Annotated in this window: 16 protein-coding genes; 1 reads left to right on the forward strand and 15 read right to left on the reverse strand. The window is 68.2% G+C overall.

All coding sequences use genetic code 11. The features are described from left to right. The 11 genes from AB0J95_RS10155 to AB0J95_RS10205 all read right to left on the reverse strand — a co-directional run bounded on the left by AB0J95_RS10155 (position 1) and on the right by AB0J95_RS10205 (position 12,061). Positions 1 to 996 carry a hypothetical protein gene (locus AB0J95_RS10155; protein ID WP_364755123.1) on the reverse strand — a complete coding sequence of 332 codons (996 nt, stop codon included), beginning with the start codon at positions 994 to 996 and terminating at the stop codon, positions 1 to 3. 112 nt (positions 997 to 1,108) lie between these two features. After that, on the reverse strand, positions 1,109 to 3,463 hold the full coding sequence (locus AB0J95_RS10160; RefSeq protein ID WP_364755126.1) for a hypothetical protein: 2,355 nt from the start codon (positions 3,461 to 3,463) through the stop codon (positions 1,109 to 1,111). Next, positions 3,456 to 5,042 carry a phosphate ABC transporter substrate-binding protein PstS gene (locus tag AB0J95_RS10165; protein WP_364755128.1) on the reverse strand — a complete coding sequence of 529 codons (1,587 nt, stop codon included), beginning with the start codon at positions 5,040 to 5,042 and terminating at the stop codon, positions 3,456 to 3,458. The genes AB0J95_RS10160 and AB0J95_RS10165 overlap by 8 nt, the downstream gene beginning before the upstream one ends. Beyond that, positions 5,039 to 6,172 carry a phosphate ABC transporter permease PstA gene (pstA, locus tag AB0J95_RS10170; protein WP_364755130.1) on the reverse strand — a complete coding sequence of 378 codons (1,134 nt, stop codon included), beginning with the start codon at positions 6,170 to 6,172 and terminating at the stop codon, positions 5,039 to 5,041. Before pstA ends, AB0J95_RS10165 begins: the two co-directional genes overlap by 4 nt. After that, a complete protein-coding gene (pstC, locus tag AB0J95_RS10175) occupies positions 6,169 to 7,179 on the reverse strand; it encodes a phosphate ABC transporter permease subunit PstC (protein ID WP_364755132.1) in 1,011 nt (336 codons plus the stop codon). Before pstC ends, pstA begins: the two co-directional genes overlap by 4 nt. 107 nt (positions 7,180 to 7,286) lie before the next feature. Further along, the gene (locus tag AB0J95_RS10180; RefSeq protein WP_364755135.1) at positions 7,287 to 7,676 is read right to left on the reverse strand and encodes a hypothetical protein; all 390 of its coding nucleotides are present in this window, start codon (positions 7,674 to 7,676) and stop codon (positions 7,287 to 7,289) included. A 104-nt stretch (positions 7,677 to 7,780) separates the two neighbouring features. Continuing rightward, positions 7,781 to 8,662, reverse strand: coding sequence for a LysR substrate-binding domain-containing protein (locus AB0J95_RS10185; protein WP_364755138.1), 882 nt, complete (start codon positions 8,660 to 8,662; stop codon positions 7,781 to 7,783). Beyond that, positions 8,662 to 10,830: a heavy metal translocating P-type ATPase gene (locus tag AB0J95_RS10190; protein WP_364755140.1), complete on the reverse strand. Its 2,169-nt coding sequence runs from the start codon at positions 10,828 to 10,830 to the stop codon at positions 8,662 to 8,664. Before AB0J95_RS10190 ends, AB0J95_RS10185 begins: the two co-directional genes overlap by 1 nt. Positions 10,831 to 10,932: 102 nt before the next feature. Beyond that, positions 10,933 to 11,136: a heavy-metal-associated domain-containing protein gene (locus tag AB0J95_RS10195; protein ID WP_364756157.1), complete on the reverse strand. Its 204-nt coding sequence runs from the start codon at positions 11,134 to 11,136 to the stop codon at positions 10,933 to 10,935. Positions 11,137 to 11,159: 23 nt separating this feature from the next. After that, entirely contained in the window at positions 11,160 to 11,441 is a 282-nt protein-coding gene (locus AB0J95_RS10200; protein ID WP_364755143.1) for a metal-sensitive transcriptional regulator, read from the reverse strand. Positions 11,442 to 11,563: 122 nt separating this feature from the next. Next, entirely contained in the window at positions 11,564 to 12,061 is a 498-nt protein-coding gene (locus AB0J95_RS10205; protein ID WP_364755145.1) for a MarR family transcriptional regulator, read from the reverse strand. A gap of 75 nt (positions 12,062 to 12,136) precedes the next feature. Here AB0J95_RS10205 and AB0J95_RS10210 point away from each other — a divergent pair, with 75 nt between their 5' ends. Then, the gene (locus tag AB0J95_RS10210; protein WP_364755147.1) at positions 12,137 to 13,297 is read left to right on the forward strand and encodes an amidohydrolase family protein; all 1,161 of its coding nucleotides are present in this window, start codon (positions 12,137 to 12,139) and stop codon (positions 13,295 to 13,297) included. On the opposite strand, the gene AB0J95_RS10215 is transcribed toward AB0J95_RS10210, so the two are convergent. The 4 genes from AB0J95_RS10215 to AB0J95_RS10230 are packed head-to-tail and all read right to left on the reverse strand — an operon-like array spanning position 13,266 to position 16,380. Then, a complete protein-coding gene (locus AB0J95_RS10215; RefSeq protein WP_364755149.1) occupies positions 13,266 to 13,601 on the reverse strand; it encodes a hypothetical protein in 336 nt (111 codons plus the stop codon). The two genes, AB0J95_RS10210 and AB0J95_RS10215, sit on opposite strands and share 32 nt — an antisense overlap. Further along, the gene (locus tag AB0J95_RS10220) at positions 13,594 to 14,736 is read right to left on the reverse strand and encodes a nucleotide pyrophosphatase/phosphodiesterase family protein (protein ID WP_364755152.1); all 1,143 of its coding nucleotides are present in this window, start codon (positions 14,734 to 14,736) and stop codon (positions 13,594 to 13,596) included. Before AB0J95_RS10220 ends, AB0J95_RS10215 begins: the two co-directional genes overlap by 8 nt. Before the next feature lie 9 nt (positions 14,737 to 14,745). After that, a complete protein-coding gene (locus tag AB0J95_RS10225) occupies positions 14,746 to 15,804 on the reverse strand; it encodes an ATP-dependent DNA ligase (RefSeq protein ID WP_364755153.1) in 1,059 nt (352 codons plus the stop codon). 18 nt (positions 15,805 to 15,822) lie between these two features. Beyond that, positions 15,823 to 16,380: a hypothetical protein gene (locus AB0J95_RS10230; RefSeq protein ID WP_364755156.1), complete on the reverse strand. Its 558-nt coding sequence runs from the start codon at positions 16,378 to 16,380 to the stop codon at positions 15,823 to 15,825. Positions 16,381 to 16,415 lie beyond the last annotated feature (35 nt).

Here is a 16,415-nt window from a genome sequence, read left to right on the forward strand (position 1 = left end):
TCAGCCCGCGGGAGTCACGATGACGGTGTCACCACAGTTGGCTGCGGTGCCGAAGCCGTACTTCTTGATGGTGTCGGCGTTCTGGCAGATCGCCGAGTTGCCGCCGACGAACACGGTGTCGTAGGGGGCGGTGGCCAGCTTGCCGGTGGGCACGACGTTGTAGACGTCACGCTTGAACGACGAGCTGGTGTTCAGCGAGGTCGGCGAGATGCCGTTGAGGGTGGCCAGCACGGCCTTGCCCTGCACGGCCGGGCTGACGCCGTTGACCTGGGACTGGTACTGCGCGATCGAGTACGGCGCGATGTGCTGGGGCTGCGTCAGGAACGTGCCGGTGTTCTCCTGGATGTCCGCGCCGGTGCCGTCCTTGTCCGCCACACAGGGGAACTGCGTGGTGAAGGTGGCGGAGTTGGTCAGGCCGAGGGAGGACAGGAAGAACGAACGCGTACCGGAGCCGAACTTCGGCAGCAGCGGCTTGTAGGTCGTGCCGACACCCGGGGCGGTGCAGTTGTAGATGCTCTTGAGCTGCGCGGTGGTCAGCTTCTTGGAGATGGAGCTGTCCGAGCGGACCGCGTAGGTGAGCGCGTCCACGGCGAACGGGATGTAGGTCAGGTTCTTGCCGGGGAAGCTCGCCGAGTTGTTCGAGGACGAACGGGCGAACTGGACGCAGTTGTTGTTCGCGTCGAGCGAGGTGACCAGGGCGGTCACGCCCTCACCCGAGTTGGCCGGGCGCTGGATGGAACAGGCCGGGTTGCCGGCCGGGTCCTTGGTCACGATCGGCGACGGGCCGGTGGAGTCGTACGAGCCCAGCACCTTGGTGCCACCGACGGTGATGGTGTCGGCCAGGCCACCGACGACGAACTCGGTGGTGTCCGAGCCGACGCCGACGATGTCACGGTACGTCGGCGCACCGGTCGGGTCCGCCTGGGCAGCGCCTGCGGCGGCACCCATGACCACCGTCGCGATGCCCGCGACGATGAATCTGTGCGATCTCTTCACTGCGGGTATCCTTTACAACGCAGGTGTGCCTGACTGATGTCAAGCACTTTGTGTTCGGCCATGTGTGGCCGGGAGTAGCCGCTCCCGGTCACGGCCGGCTCGCGACAGCCGCTCACCTCCTCCTTCGAGCGCTCAGCCGCAGCAGCAGCGGGCCGCAGCCGGCCGCCACCGCGCCGAGAACGAGGACCGCCGCCAGTGCGTACCGGATCAGCCCGACCGGCGCGGACGGGGTCGGTCGCGAGGCCGCGACCGGTTGGGGCGCACCACCCTGCTTGCCCGGCGCCGGAGCGGGTGCGCTCGCGGGCGGCGGGGCGGGCGCGGGCGCGCTCGACGTTGGCGTGGTGTTGTTCACGATCGGCTGGTTGTTCCCCGGGTTGTTGTTGCCGTTCCCGGGAGGCGGTGGCGGTTCGCCCTTGTTGATGGGAATTCCCGCCTTCTGCTCGATCTCGGTGGCCGCGTTGCGGGTCTGGTCGCGCAACGACTGCGGCAACGGCACATAACCGTCGGGCAGCTCACCGGGTTCGATGCCCTGCACTTGGCCGTCGCCAACCGCGTACCTGAGGAACCTGGCGTAGGCCGCTCCGGCCGCTTTGTCCAAAGCGGACGGTGCGGTGGCCGCGTAGGTCAGCGTCGCCAGCGGGTAGGCGTTCTTACGCGTGGTGAGCGCGTCGGTCTGCAGGACCTCTTTGGCGACGTCGTTGTGCTTCATCGCGTCCAGACCGGCCGTGATCGTCTCGTTGGTCGGCGCGACGAACTCACCGGCGCCGTTGCGCAACTGGGCCATCGGCAGGCCGTACCGCTTGGCGGTGGCGGTGTTCACGATCGCCAGCAGGCTGCGCTGGCCCTGTGGCTCGCGATCGACCGCCTTGAGCTGTGGTTTGCCGTCCGGGGTGGCGAACCCGGTGGGCTGCTTGCCCAGCGTGTCGCCGCGGCTGATCGCGCGCCCGGCCTCGTGCATGTCGCCGGCGAACGGGTGCAAGGTCAGCGCGCAGTTCTCCACGACGGTGTTGGGCTGCGCACAGGTCAGGTCGGCCCGCGGGAAGTCCGGGATCGGCAGCGCCAGGCCCTTGTAGCCGGGGTTGACCGTCATGCCCCACTTGTCCGGCTTGCCGTCCAGGAAGGCCCGGGCGTCCGGGTCGCCGTTGATCCAGGTCCACAGCGCGATGTTGGCGTCCATGCCGATCGTCGACACCAGGGCGTCCACTGTGGACATCAGGATGGCGTGGTCCTTGAAGTTCTGGTTCTGCTCGATGAAGTCCGGGTCCCTGGTCAGATAGTCCGGGTTGTTCTTCAGGTAGTCCGCCCGCACCGGCAGGGACAGCTGGTAGGACTGGGTGAGCAGTTTGGCCACGAGCCTCGGGGTCAGCTTCATCTCGGCGATCTGCTGGCCGTCCTGCTGCCAGATCTCCGGCGGCACAACACCTTCGCCCGCGGACTGTCGTTCGGTGATGAAAGCGATCGCCAGGCCCGACAGCGCGACCGGCGCGTACACGGTCGGTCTGTCCGGGTCTGGCAACGGGTTGGTGATGAACATCAGGTTGGGCTTGCCGGATCTCAGCGTGTCCCGGGCGGTGACGTCGGGCACCTGGGTGTATCCGTAGACCGAACCCGTGCTGGCGCACAGTTTGGGCTGCCAGCTGAGCATGGCGTCGGCGATGAACTCGTGCCCGGCCGTCGGGCGTTCCGCGGAACCGATCGGACAGGCCCGGCCGGCCGCCTGGAACCGCAACGGGAACACGATCCGGTTGCGCCAGTTCGTCGCGCTCAACGGTGAGGACACCAGCCAGCTCAGGCCCTCGCCGCCGACCTGACGTCCATCCACTTCGGTCTGTCCACGCGGGACGACGACGAGCCAGCACGGCCGGGGCGTGTTGTCCTGGCGGATCCCGCCGCAGCCAAGGCCGTAGGACTCCAGCGCGGTCTGCACCTCGAAGTCGACCTCGCCGCCGCCATCCTGCCGGGTCTTGGCCAGCGGAACCTCATTGGTGGTCCCGGCGTCGTAGAACTCCCCGTACGCGGTGGTCGACTTGCCGGTGACCGACCGGAACGGCACCACGGCCTGCTGTCCGGCGGGCGCGGTGATGGTCTCGGCCGGATCCTTCAGGGTGGCGCCATAACTGACCTGCCGGAGCCGGACGAAGTCGCCCGCCGCGGGCGCGGACTGGGTGAGCAGGCCGCCGAACTGGCACTGCTCCCGGTCCGGCCCGGCCGGGTCGTCGCCCCAGCACTGCATGATCTGCAGGTAGTCGCGGCCGAAGTTGCCCGCCGGGCCGGTCGGTCTCCCGCCGGTCCAGCTGATCCGGATGGTCTGGTTGATCAGCTCGGTGGTCTGGCTGACCGTGACCGCCAGGTCGGCGAACTGCCCGGTGCCGTGCTTGGTGACCGGTTCGTCCGCGGTGGCCGCCGGAACCGGCATCAGCACCACCAGAATGCCGGCAATGAACAGGATCGCGAGCCGTCTAGTCACGGGGGTCTCCCCGGCGTAAGGCCCTGGCGAGCACCGGCGGCCCGATCACCAAGCCGGTCAGCAGAACCACCGCGAGCACGGTGAACAGGACCGCCTGCCCGGGGTCGAAGACCTCCACCGACACCGGCTCCGCGGCCACGTTCGACGTGCCGTTGCGGCTGTTGCCGCCGACGGTCTGACCGGTGTCCGGGTCGATCGGCGCATCGGCCGGAACATCAGTCCCCGCACCGGCTCCGTTCCCGCCGGCACCTCCATCGCCGCCACCGCCCGGACCTCCGCCGCCCGAACCGCCACCACCGCCGCCGCCACCTCCACCGCCGCCGTTGTTGTTCGGCGTCGGGTTGTTGGCGCCGCCGGTGCCTTCGGCGCACTGGACCGCACCGGCCTTGTCGCACTCGGGCGGCATCGGCGCGTTCTTGGCGAGGGTGTTCGTGCCGTCACCGGAGAACGTCGGGTTGTTGCACCTGGAGATGTCGGTCTGTTTCTTCGTCGAGCCCGGGATCCGCTCGACCTGCTTGAGCCCCGCCTGGACCAGGTTGATCGGCAGCGGCGAGTAGCCCAGCTGGTCGGCCTGCTGCTGACCCTCGCAGAGGAAGTAGTAGGCAAAGTCGGACAGCGTGCGGCCCTTGTCCTTGTTGAACTTCGCCGTCTCCGTGGTGGGCAGGATCATGTAGCTGTAGCTGGACAAGGGATACGTCCGCTTGTCACCGTCCACATAGACACCGTCGAGGTTCTGCGTGAGGTCCGAGTTGATCTGGGCCTTCAGCAGCGCCACCGCGACCGCGGTCGCCTTGGGCTCGATGTAGTAGCCCGCCTTGTTGAGCACCTTCACCACCGGGAACCCGGCGTTGCGGGCGTAGGAGTACTCGACGTAGGTGATCGAGCCCTCGCTTTGCGCCTGCCGCACGTAGTTCGTCACACCCAGCGACCCGGACTGGCCGATCACCGGCGCGGTCAAAGGATAGTTCGAGGTGAACCCGCAAGGCGTCGAGCGGCCCGCCTTGCGGCAGAACGCATCCCAGATCCCGCCGTACTGGCTGGCCATGAACATGGTGAACTGGGCCGAGGTGCCGGAGCCGTCCGACCGGACCACCGGGATGATCTTGCGCGCGGGCAGCTTCAGACCGGGGTTGTCGTTCTTGATCTGCGCGTCGGACCAGTTGGTGATCACGCCGGTGAAGATCTTGGTGATCGTCTCGCCGGAGAGCCTCAGGTTCGTCACCCGGTTGCCGCCGATGTTCAGGTTGTACATGAACGACGTGCCACCGGCGACGATCGGCATGTACGCGAACCCGCGGTCCGGCGGGTTGTCCTTCACCCCGGCGTCGGTCAGGCCGTACGGGATCTCCGACACACCGAAGTCCGCCTGGCCCGCCTTGAACTGGTTGCGGCCGTCCGTGGAACCCGTTGGCGAGTACGAGATCCGCATACCGTACTGCTGGACGTTCTTACGCCACTGGTCCAGCGCGTTCGCGCTCCACGTCGACCCCGAGCCGCTGATCGGCACGTAGTCCTGAGCCATCGCCGAACTGGGTGCCAGCATCAGCAGCACCACGAGCAGTCCGAGCCAGCGCCTCACGGCTGCTCCTCCTCCTTGATCCGCGCGATGAACCTTTCCCGGTCCCGCATCGAGGCCCGGTGTGCCCGTACCCGCCGGCCGCGGGACTGTTCACCGGCCGGGCGGCCGGCGGCCAGCCGCGCGATCAGGAACAGCACGAGCACCAGGATCATCAGCACCGCGGCAGAACCGAAGCCGCGTGCCTTCATCGTCTCCTCCGGCGAGGTGACGAACGTGAAAGTGGCCAGCGGCAACGAGATCTGCGGACCCGTGGTCGGGTTCGCGTTCACGTACGCCGTCACACCGGCGGTGATCAGCACCGGTGACGTCTCACCGATCCCGCGGGCGGTGCCCAGCAGAACCGCTGTCATCAAACCGGACCGAGCACTTGGCAGGACGACATGCCAAGCGGTCCGAAGCTGTCCCGCGCCCAGCGCCAGCGAGGCCTCCCGCAGCGAGCTGGGCACGAGCCGGATCACCACGTCCGCGGCCCGGATCACGATCGGCAGCATCATCACACTGATCGCACAGCCCGCCGCCAGGCCGGACTTCTCCAAGCCCACCAGCAGGATCAGGAAGGCGTAGACGAACAGCCCGGACACAATGGACGGCAGCGCCGTCATGGCGTCCACAATGGTCCGGACGAACCGGGTGAACGCACCCCGGGTCTCGTTGAGGAACACCGCACAGGTGAGTCCCAAGGGGACGGTGATGGCCAGCGCGATCGAGATCTGCTCCAGCGTGCCGACGACCGCGTGCAGGATCCCGCCCTGGGTCAACGGATCCAGCGGCCCGGCCGCGGCCATGTCCTCGGTGAGGAAGTTGACGTGCCGGAGCGCGCCGATGCCTTTGACGAACGGGAAGCCCACGATCACGATCAGCGCGATGAAGGCGTTCACGGCGATCCCGCGGATGACCGCGGCGGCCAGCCGGTCCTTCACCGCCTGCCGGTCGTTGTCGAACGACACCAGAAGCCCGTACAGGCACAGGAAGATGACCCAGTCGATGAGCAGGAACCCGACCACGCCACCGAAGGGCGCCAGCTGGTGGAACAGCAGGCCGGTCATGGCCATGGCCGCGGCCCACGCACCGAACTGGACCATCCGGTCCGCGCGGCGGGCGTCGCTGGTGTTGCGCCGGATCTCGGTCACGCGTCGCTCCCCTGGCCGGACCGGCTGCGCGCGATCACCGCGGACGCGCCGAAGTTGACCACCAGGGTCAGCGTGAACAGCGCCAGCCCGGCCGCCATCAGCGCGGACAGGCCGAACGGGCTCGCCGCGCCCCACTGCTGGGCGATCAGCGCGGACACCGAGTTGGCGCCGCTGGAGAGAATGTGCGGCTGGATGGCGAACACCGGCGCGATGATCATGTACACCGCGATGGTCTCGCCGAGCGCGCGGCCGAGCCCGAGCATGGTCCCGCCGATCATGCCGCTGCGGCCGAACGGCAGCACGACACTGCGGATCATGCCCCAGCGAGTGGCCCCCAGTGCGTAGGCACCTTCCCGCTCCCCCTGCGGTGCCTGGGAAAACGCCTCACGCATGACGGAACAGGTGATCGGCATGACCATCATGCCCACGATCACCCCGGCGAAGAACGTGGAGCTGGCGAAGACGGTGTTGCTGCCCAGCGGGTCGTTCGGGTCGAAGCCGTCCACCCGCAACGGTGGCAGCCAGCTGAAGTGGACGGCGATCCAGCGCGGCACGTCCAGTGCGTTCCACTGCAGGTAGACCGCGCCGAACAGGCCGTACACGACGCTGGGCACCGCGGCCATCAGGTCGACCAGGCTGACCAGGAACCGTTTCCACCGCGGCTGCGCGTACTCCGAGATGTACAGCGCCACACCGAGCGCGAGCGGGAACGCCACGCACAGTGCGACAGTCGCGATCAGGATGGTGCCGACCAGAACCGCGGCGATGCCGAAGTTCCCGGAGTCCGGCTGCCAGGTCTGGGTGGTCAGGAACCGCCAGCCCGCTGTGGACAGCGCCGTGGTTCCGTTCTGCAGCAAGAAAAAGCCAACGGTGATCATGATGGCGAGGACGATCAGCCCGGCCGCGCGGATGCCGATGCGGAACACCCGGTCCGCGCCGCCCGGCGGCGCGACCTTCCTCCGGGTGACCGCGGGCACCACAGCCGGTGCCGCGTCGAGCTGAGTCATCGCCCCTCGTTTCCTGTTGTGCCGTACCAGCCAATCCAGCACAGTTGGACAGCCGTCTACCGCTTCATGAACTACGGACTAATTGGCCGCTCCCTAACTGCCGGGAATCAGAAGTGCACGACCTGTAACTCATCTATATCGCGCACGGTCGCGGCCAGATCGCGAAAAGCCGAACCAGCGTTTTCCGCGTGCAGGCGGCGTTGATAGCAACGGGTGGACATTGCTACGTCCGAACGGTCTACCCGCAACCGCCACACCCACAGTCCCAGTTCGTCGCGAACAGTGACAACCGATGAACCAGGCAGGACTTTCTGCAGGTCAAGCAGTGCGCTGACGCAGGCTTCACCATCCGGGAAGTCACTGACCGACCGGCCGATACTGCGATTGTTAGCGGAGAGAAAGCGCCATGTCACCGATCCGGCGTGCCGTTTGGCAGATCCGTTGTTACGTCCGTCAGTGGAACACCTCGTGAAGACCTGAAAACGAGCGGAAGCCATGGTGAACCTGTTTCCTCGCCAGACCCCGACCTGGCCCGGACAACAGTCAGCCACGTTCGTATACGCCGGTTAAAGAAGAGACAAAGCGGCCGTGTCCGCGATCCTCACAAGGGATGACAAGGATGCCCGAAAGTTTCCGCCTGGAAGGACGCGTACTCGGCGATCAGCGGGCTGCGTCTCGTCGCGTCCCAGGCCAGGCACACCTGGTTGGGAGCGATGTCCTCGACCGCGGCCTGGGTGATGTCCGGCCGCGTGTAGAAGGTGGCTGTCGACAACGGCAGGATGACCACGCCGTGACCGGCGGCGACGCGTTCGAGCTTCTCCTCGACGTTCGCGATGTACGGCACGGGTTCCCGGCTGCCGTCACGCAGTTCCACCGCGATGTCCCGCCATTCCGGCACGGCGTCCGGGTCCTGCAGCAGGTGTTCGGCGGCCAGGTCGGCGATCCTGACGGTGTCCTTGCCCGCCAGCCGGTGGCCCGCCGGCAGGACGACCACTCTCGGTTCGGTCAGCAGCGGCCGGACCTGCAGGCCGCGCTGGTCTATCGGCAGCCGCACATGGCTCACGTCCACGCGGCCGTCGTGGATGACCTCGGTCTGGTCGGCCCAGCTGGTCCGGACAACCTCCACCCGCAGCCCCGGATGCCTGGCCTCCAGTGCCCGAACCGCGCCGGTCACGATGAGTCCCGGCATGAAGCCAATGGTGAACGTGTCCTGCCCGCGAGCCGCCCGCCCCACCCGGCGCCGCAACGCATCCGCGCTCGCCAGCAACGGCCGTGCGTCCGCCAGCAGCTGCTCCCCCGCCGCGGTCAGCTCGGTGGCCCGCCGGTCCCTGACGAACAGCTGGACTTTCAGCTCGTCTTCCAACGCCCGGATCTGCCGGGACAACACCGGTTGCGCGATGTGCAGATCCTGCGCCGCCCGGCCGAAATGCAGGTGTTCCGCCACGGCGACGAAATACCTCAGCTTGCGCAGGTCGACGTCCATCAGCTGAAGCTCTTCAGCCGCAGGCTGTTGGTCACGACGAACACCGACGACAGGGCCATCGCCGCGCCCGCGATCATCGGGTTGAGCAGGCCCGCGGCGGCCAGCGGCAGGGCGGCGACGTTGTACGCGAAGGCCCAGAACAGGTTGCCCTTGATGGTCGCCAACGTGCGGCGGGACAGGCGGATCGCGTCCGCGGCCGCCCGCAGATCGCCGCGGACCAGCGTCAGATCGCTCGCCTCGATGGCCACGTCCGTGCCGGTGCCCATGGCCAGCCCGAGGTCGGCCTGCGCCAGCGCGGCGGCGTCGTTCACCCCGTCGCCCGCCATGGCGACGACCTTTCCCTGCGCCTGCAGGCGTTTCACAACGTCCACTTTGTCCTTGGGCAGGACTTCGGCGATGACCTCGCCGATGCCGGTCTCTTCGGCGACGTTCCGGGCGGTGGCCTCGTTGTCGCCGGTGAGCAGGATCGGGGCCAGGCCGAGGCTCTTCAGCTGCCGGACGGCCTCGGCGGAGGTGGGCCGGACGGTGTCCGCAATGGACAGAACGGCTCGGGGCTTTCCTTCCCAGGCGACGACGACCGCGGTGTGGCCCTTGCGTTCCGCCGCTGCTTTGGCATCTTCGAGTTCACTGATGTCATCGAAGAGCCGGGCCCGGCCGACGAGGACGTTCTTGCCTTCGACGGTTCCCTTGACGCCCAGGCCTTCGAGGTTCCGGAACCCGGTGACCGGTTCGATCGACGGCGCCGCGGCGGCGATCGCGCGGGCGATGGGGTGTTCGGAGGCGTGTTCGAGGGCCCCGGCCAGGCGCAGGACTTCCTCTTCGGTGACGCCGTCGATGGTGTGCACGTGGGCCAGGCTCATCGTGCCGGTGGTCACCGTGCCGGTCTTGTCCAGCACGATCGTGTCCACCTTGCGGGTCGACTCCAGCACCTCGGGGCCCTTGATCAGGATGCCCAGCTGCGCGCCCCGGCCTGTGCCGACCAGCAACGCCGTCGGCGTGGCAAGGCCCAAAGCGCACGGACAGGCGATGATCAGGACGGCCACAGCAGCGGTGAACGCCGTGTTCGCTCCGGCGCCCGTGCCGAGCCAGAACCCCAGCGTTCCCACGGCAAGCGCGATCACCACGGGGACGAACACCGCGGAGATCCGGTCGGCGAGCCGTTGGGCGGCCGCTTTGCCGTTCTGCGCTTCGGTGACCAGCTTGGCCATCTGCGCGAGCTGGGTGTCTTTGCCTACGCGGGTCGCGGTGACGACCAAACGGCCGCCCACGTTCACGCAGCCACCGACGACAGCGCCACCTGGGGAGACTTCGGCCGGGACGGACTCGCCGGTGATCATGCTCGCGTCGACCGCGGAACTTCCGTCCGCGACAACGCCGTCGGTGGCGATCTTCTCGCCCGGCCGGACCACGAACTGGTCGCCCGCCTTGAGGTTCTCGACCGGGACGCGGATCTCCTCGCCGTTGCGGAGAACGGCGACATCTTTGGCGCCCAACGAAAGCAGGGCTTTGAGGGCGGCGCCGGCGCGGCGCTTGGACCGGGTCTCGAAGTACCGGCCGGCCAGGATGAACGTGGTCACCGCGGCGGCGACCTCGAGGTAGAGCGCGCCGGACATCCGTTCGATGGTGAGGCTGAAGCCGTGCCGGAACCCGGGTTCGCCTGCGGGGCCGAAGAACAGCGCGTACACCGACCACAGGTAGGCCGCGCCGACCCCGATCGAGATCAGGGTGTCCATTGTGGCCGTTCCGTGCCGCAGGTTCGTCCACGCGGCCTTGTGGAACGGCCAAGCCGACCACAACACGACCGGCGTGGCCAGTTCGAGGGCCAGCCAGCCCCAGTAGTCGAACTGCCAGGCCGGGACCATCGACAGCAGGAGCACGGGAATCGACAGCACGATCGCCACGCCGAGCCGCAACCGCAGCTCACGGGTGGTGTCCCGCTCGGGTTCGTCGAGTTGCGCGGTGTAGCCCGCGGTCTCCACGGTCTTGATCAGGTCGTTGGGCGACAACGACTCCGGGAAGCTGACGACCGCCTTCTCGGTGGCGTAGTTGACCGACGCGGACACCCCGTCGAGCTTGTTCAGCTTGCGCTCGATCCGGTTCGCGCACGAGGCGCAGGTCATGCCGCCGATCGACAGCTCGACCCGGCCCAGGTCATGAGTGGTGGTCATGGCTCACCTCGGTGCTCCGGGCCGGCCCCACCGCGGCACCGACCGCGAACCCCGCGGCGAACACCGCCGCGAGGATCACCAGGTAAACGGCCAGGTTGCGCATCAGACCAGCTGGTAACCGGCCTCGACCACCGCCGCGCGCACATCCTCCTCGGCGATGTCGCGGTCGCTGGTGACCGTGACCAGGCCGCTGGCCAGGTCGACGTCGACACCCTGCACGCCGTCGATCTCGCTGACCTCCTCGGTCACCGAGCTGACGCAGTGACCGCAGGTCATGCCCTGGACCGTGTACGTGGACTGTGACAATCCGGCTGACATTCCCAGCCTTTCTATGACCGGACCAGCCGCGCGATTGCGTCGCTGGCTTCCTTGATCTTCTCGTCGGCGGCCTGCCCGCCCTCGGTGATCGCCTCGCTGACACAGTGCCGCAGGTGCTCGTCGAGCAGCGACACCGACACCGCCTGCAACGCCCTGGTCGCAGCCGATATCTGGGTCAGGATGTCGATGCAGTACTCATCGCTGTCCACCATCCGCTGCAGCCCCCGGACCTGACCTTCGATCCGGCGCAACCGCCGCAGATGATCCTCCTTGTTCCCGGTGTATCCCCGCATCCCGGCCACTCCCGTTCCTCCAGCCCGCCGCGCGGCCGGCCACCCAGGCCGGGGGCACGACAGGCACCTCCCTCCTTTATACCCCAAGGGGGTAAGGGGTAAGAACAGGGGTATTCGAGTCGTCACTCCACGTGATCACCCAGGGCGAGCAGGATCTCGCGGAGGATGTCGGCGGCAGCGCGGGTCTTGGCCGGGTCGACGGCGGACAGAGTCTGGCGTTGGCCTTCGGTGCTGGCGCGGACGGCGGCCTCGGTGATGGTCAGGCCGTGGGGGGTGAGCTGGACCCAGGAGCTGCGGGCGTCGTCGGGGTCGGGGTCGCGGGTGATGAGGCCGGCGTCGGTGAGGCGGCGCAGGACGTTGCTGGTGCCGCCGGAGGACAGCAGCAGCCGGGCCGCGAGGTCGGTGGGACGCAGGCGGTAGGGCCGGCCGGCCGCCCGGAGGACCGCGAGGATGTCGTACTCGGCCTTGGTCAGTTTGAACTTGGCGAGCTGGCGGTTGGTGGCCTGCTCGAGGATCGCGGCCAGCCGGTGGGCGCGTTTGCTCAGCTCCAGCTCGATCCCGGCGATCTCCGGCAGTTCCCGCTGCCAGCTCGCGAGGATGCCGTCGACCACGTCCCGCATGCCCGGAAGTCTAACCTTGCACCCAGAAAGCTTTCGCGATAGCTTTTTAGAAAGCTTTCATCAAAGGGGAACGGAATGCTGATCAAGAACGGGTACCTGCCGGGCGTGGGTGTGCGGGACATCGCCATCGAGGACGGGGTGATCGCGGAGTCCACATCGGACGGCCAGACCCTCGACGCAACCGGCCTGGTGGTCATCCCGGGGTTCGTGGACACCCACCGGCACCTGGTCCAGGCGCCGCTGCGCGGGATCGGCCCGGACATGAACCTCGAGCACTACCTGACGAACGTGCTCAGCCGCATGCGGTTCACCGAGGAAGAGGCCCACAACGCGATCCTGTTGGGCGCGGCGGAGGCCCTGAACGCCGGAATCACCACGATCATCGACTGGAGCACGGCGGCGATCCCCTCGCAGGTCAGCCTCGCCGCGCTCGAAGCGTCGGGGATCCGCGCGGTCTTCGCGCACAACAACGTCGACGACGAGGCCGACATCCGCAAACACGCCGGACGCCAAGGCCTTGTCACCACGGCGCTAGCGCCGCTAGGCCTGGACTACCTGTCCATTGAGGACACCGAACGGCACCTCGCGCTGGCCCGCGAGCTCGGGCTGCTGACGTCGATGCACATCGGCGGCCGGCGGCCCGGCGGGATCGAGGCCATGCGCCACCTGCTCGGGCCGGACCTGCATTTCTTGCACGGCAACAGGAGCAGCGACGATGAGATCAAGATGATCATCGACAGCGGGTCGGCGCTGACCGTCACCACGATCGTCGAGTCGTTGATGGGCCACGGTTCTCCCGCCTACGACCGGATCGTCAAGGCCGGCGGGAAACCGGCCCTCGGCGTCGACGTGGTGGTCAACAACCGGCCGGACATGTTCAGCGAGATGCTGGCGACCCTTTGCCACGAAAGGAGAATCGACCAGACCATCCCCGCACGGGACATGCTCACCGCGGCAACCGTCAACGGCGCCAAGGCACTCCGGCTCGACACGGGCGAGATCAAGCCGGGCAAACGGGCCGACCTGGTTCTGCTCGACGGCCTGCAACACCTGCTGGGCACGCCCGAGGTCGAAGGCGCGATCGTGACCACCCTCGGCCCCGAGAACGTGCACACCGTCCTGGTGGACGGCCGGATCGTCAAGCAGGACGGCGTTCTCAGGCACCACGACCTCGCCGCCCTGCGCGCGAAGACGAACCACCTGGCTAAGGGAGTGTTGACCCCGGAAAGCTCCTGAACGGGTAGATCTCGAACGTGAAGATGCCGGCCTGGATGGCCGGGTCGGCCTCCATGATCGCGGTCGCCTCCTCCACGGAGGTGCTGAAGATGCCGGTGCCGCGCAGCTCAGAGTCGCCCGGGATCGGGCCCATGACACAGAGTTTGCCGGCCTCGCGGAGCTTGAAGTTGTTGCGCCCGTGCTCCCAGATGATCTTCTCGCTGCCCTCGGAGCCGTAGGCCGGGCCCTTGTGCAGCAGGCACAGCGCGTAGACCTTGATGTTCGCGATCTCGCTCTGCATGTACTCGTCGGTGATCTCAGCCATGGCTAAGGGTAAGCAACGGGATCAGCTGCTCGGCCGCGGTCAGCGAACCATGCTGCCCGGCCAGCCGGGTGAGCATCGGCTCCACCCCGGACCGGACCACGACGGACGTGTCCTGAGCTGCGACGACGAGGTCGCCGATGCGGGCCCGCGCCCGGTCGGTGACCACCGGGCCGAACCAGCCCGCCTCGATGGCCTCGTCCCGCGTGGCCACCCAGGCCCGCGAGTCCAGCACCGACCGCCACGCGGTGAGCACCGCGTCCAGCGCGCCTTCGGAGACGTAGACGTGCCGGGCGCGGGGCTCGCCGCCGAGCATCCGCACCCCGTCCTGAAGCTCGGGCGTGGTGTCGTAGTCGATCTTGTCGGCGTCGCCGACCTCGACCATCCCGTGGTCCGCGGTCACCACGAGCAGCCCGTCGGACGGCAGCTCCGCGGCGATCGTCGCCACCAGGCGGTCCACCTGCCGGAGCTGGTAGCGCCAGTCCTCCGTGCCAGGGCCGTAGATGTGGCCGAGCAGGTCGAGCTGGGAGTGGTAGCCGTAGCAGAACGCCCGGTCCGCGCTGCGCAGGGCCGCGATCGCCTTCGCCGCGAGGTCGCCCAGCGCGAACACCCCGTCGTAGGAACCGCCCCGCAAAACGGCCCGCGTGAGCCCGCTGGACTGGAACGAGGCGTCGGTGACCAGGTGCACCGTCACACCCGCGTCCGCCGCCCGCATGAACGTCGTCGGCAGCGGCTGGAACTCCTCGGGCACGAACTGGTCGCGCAGGTCGACGTGCTTGCCGGCGGCGTGCTGCGTCCACTGCAGGACGTTGATCATCTGGTCGGCGGAGGCCGCGAACGACAGCCCGACCACGCCGTGCTCCCCCGACGGCATCCCGGTGCCGATGGTCGCCAGGCTGGTCCCGGTGGTCGCCGGGAACCCGGCCGTGATCGACGACCCGGCCATGCCCGTCAACGTCGGGGCGTCCTCGGGGAACTGCCGCAGCAACTCCCACCCGAGGCCGTCGACCAGCAGCAGGCACACCTTGCGGACCTGCGGGAGGTCCAGCGTGGCGGTCATCCCGGGCACGCCCAGACCGGCGAGCAGCGAGGGCACCACATCGGACAACGCACCAGAGCCGTACCTCGGCAACAGCATGGCCTCAACTTAGCTGAACAACTTGTGCAGTTCCGCCGGGGCGACCTGGTCGAGCTGGCCGTAGGTGCACGATTCGGGGGTGCGGTCGGGGCGGAAGCGGACCAGGCGGCTGCCGTGGCGGAACCGGTGGCCCTGCAGGTGTTCGTAGCGGACCTCGGCGACCCACTCGATCCGCACGGGTTCCCACGACAGGTCCTTGCCCACCGCCCACCGGCTGTACGCGCCGGGGGTGCGCATCTCCGCCTTGTACTCGGCCCACTGGCGCCATGGGTGGCCGTCGAGAGCGTTCTCCCGCAACGGGGCCAGCTCGTCGACCAGCTCACGCCGGCGCTGTGCGGTGAAACTCGTGGCGACGCCGACGTGGTGCAGCACGCCGTTGTCGTCGTACAGGCCCAGCAGGAGCGACCCGATGGTCTCCTTGTCCTTGTGCCACCGGAAACCCGCGACCACGCAGTCCGCGGTCCGCTCGTGCTTCACCTTCCACATCACGCGTTTGTCCGGCTGGTACGGCAGGTCAACGGGTTTGGCCATCACCCCGTCGAAGCCCGCGCCCTCGAACCGGGTGAACCAGTCCTCGGCCACCGCCGGATCGGACGTCACTGGCGTCAGGTGAACGCGCGCGAGGGAGTCGTCCAGCACGCCTTCCAGCTCGCGGCGGCGTTGCACGAACGGCGTGTCCATCAGCGACCGGTCACCGAGCGCGAGCAGGTCGAACGCTACGAAGCTGGCCGGGGTCTCCTCCGCGAGCTTGTTCACCCGGGACGCGGCGGGGTGCAGCCGCAGCTGCAGCGCCTCGAAATCCAGCCCGGCCTCGGTGGCGATGACGATCTCACCGTCCACAACGCACCGTTGCGGCAAGGCCTCGAGCAACAGTTCGGCGAGTTCGGGGAAATACCGCGTGAGCGGGCGATCGTTGCGCGACCCCAGCTCGATCTCGGCCCCGTCCCGGAACACGATGCACCGGAACCCGTCCCACTTGGGCTCATAGCTCAGCCCAGGGTCATGCGGCACCGCGTGCACGGCCTTGGCCAGCATCGGTTTCACCGGCGGCATCACGGGAAGCTCCACAGCCCCGATCGTAACCCGTCATCTGGGCGCCGCGGCTACTTCGCGTTGGCATTGCGGGGTGAGGGCGAGGCCTTTGGTGATCGAGTCCTGGTCGTTCTCCGGGCCGCCGAAGGCCGGGCCGACCATGCCCTCGTTGGTGGACACCTCGACCTTCTTGACTCCCTTGCCGCGCAGGCAGTCCACCACCTTCTTGGCGAAGTCCAGCGCCTCCGGGTTGCTGGCGTCCTCCTCCCACGCGGGCAGCGGCAGGACCTGTTCGCACGCCTTGGCGGCCGCGTCGTACTTGGTCTTGTCCACCTTGGGGCCGCCCTGGCGGGAGGCCGCGACGTCGACGCCGTGGTCCTTGATGCAGTTCATGTAGACCCGGTAGAGGTCCTGCTGCTCCTGGTCGGTCATGTCGATGCGGTAGCGCGGCCGTTCCCGGACGGGTGGCCGGCCCGGGGCCGTCGCCGCCGGCGAAGGCGCGTCCGACGTGGCCAGCGAGGCGACCTTGTTCCGCGGTGGCTGCGCGTCCGGGGTGGACGAACAGGCCGTCGCGGCCAGCAGGACCGCGGCGATGCCGATGAGTGCCTTCATACCTGCTGACAGTGCCGGGCGGATATGTGGAACTT

Origin of the sequence: Actinocrispum sp. NPDC049592 (assembly GCF_040675465.1) — a bacterium.
Classification (GTDB): Bacteria; Actinomycetota; Actinomycetes; order Mycobacteriales; family Pseudonocardiaceae; genus Kibdelosporangium.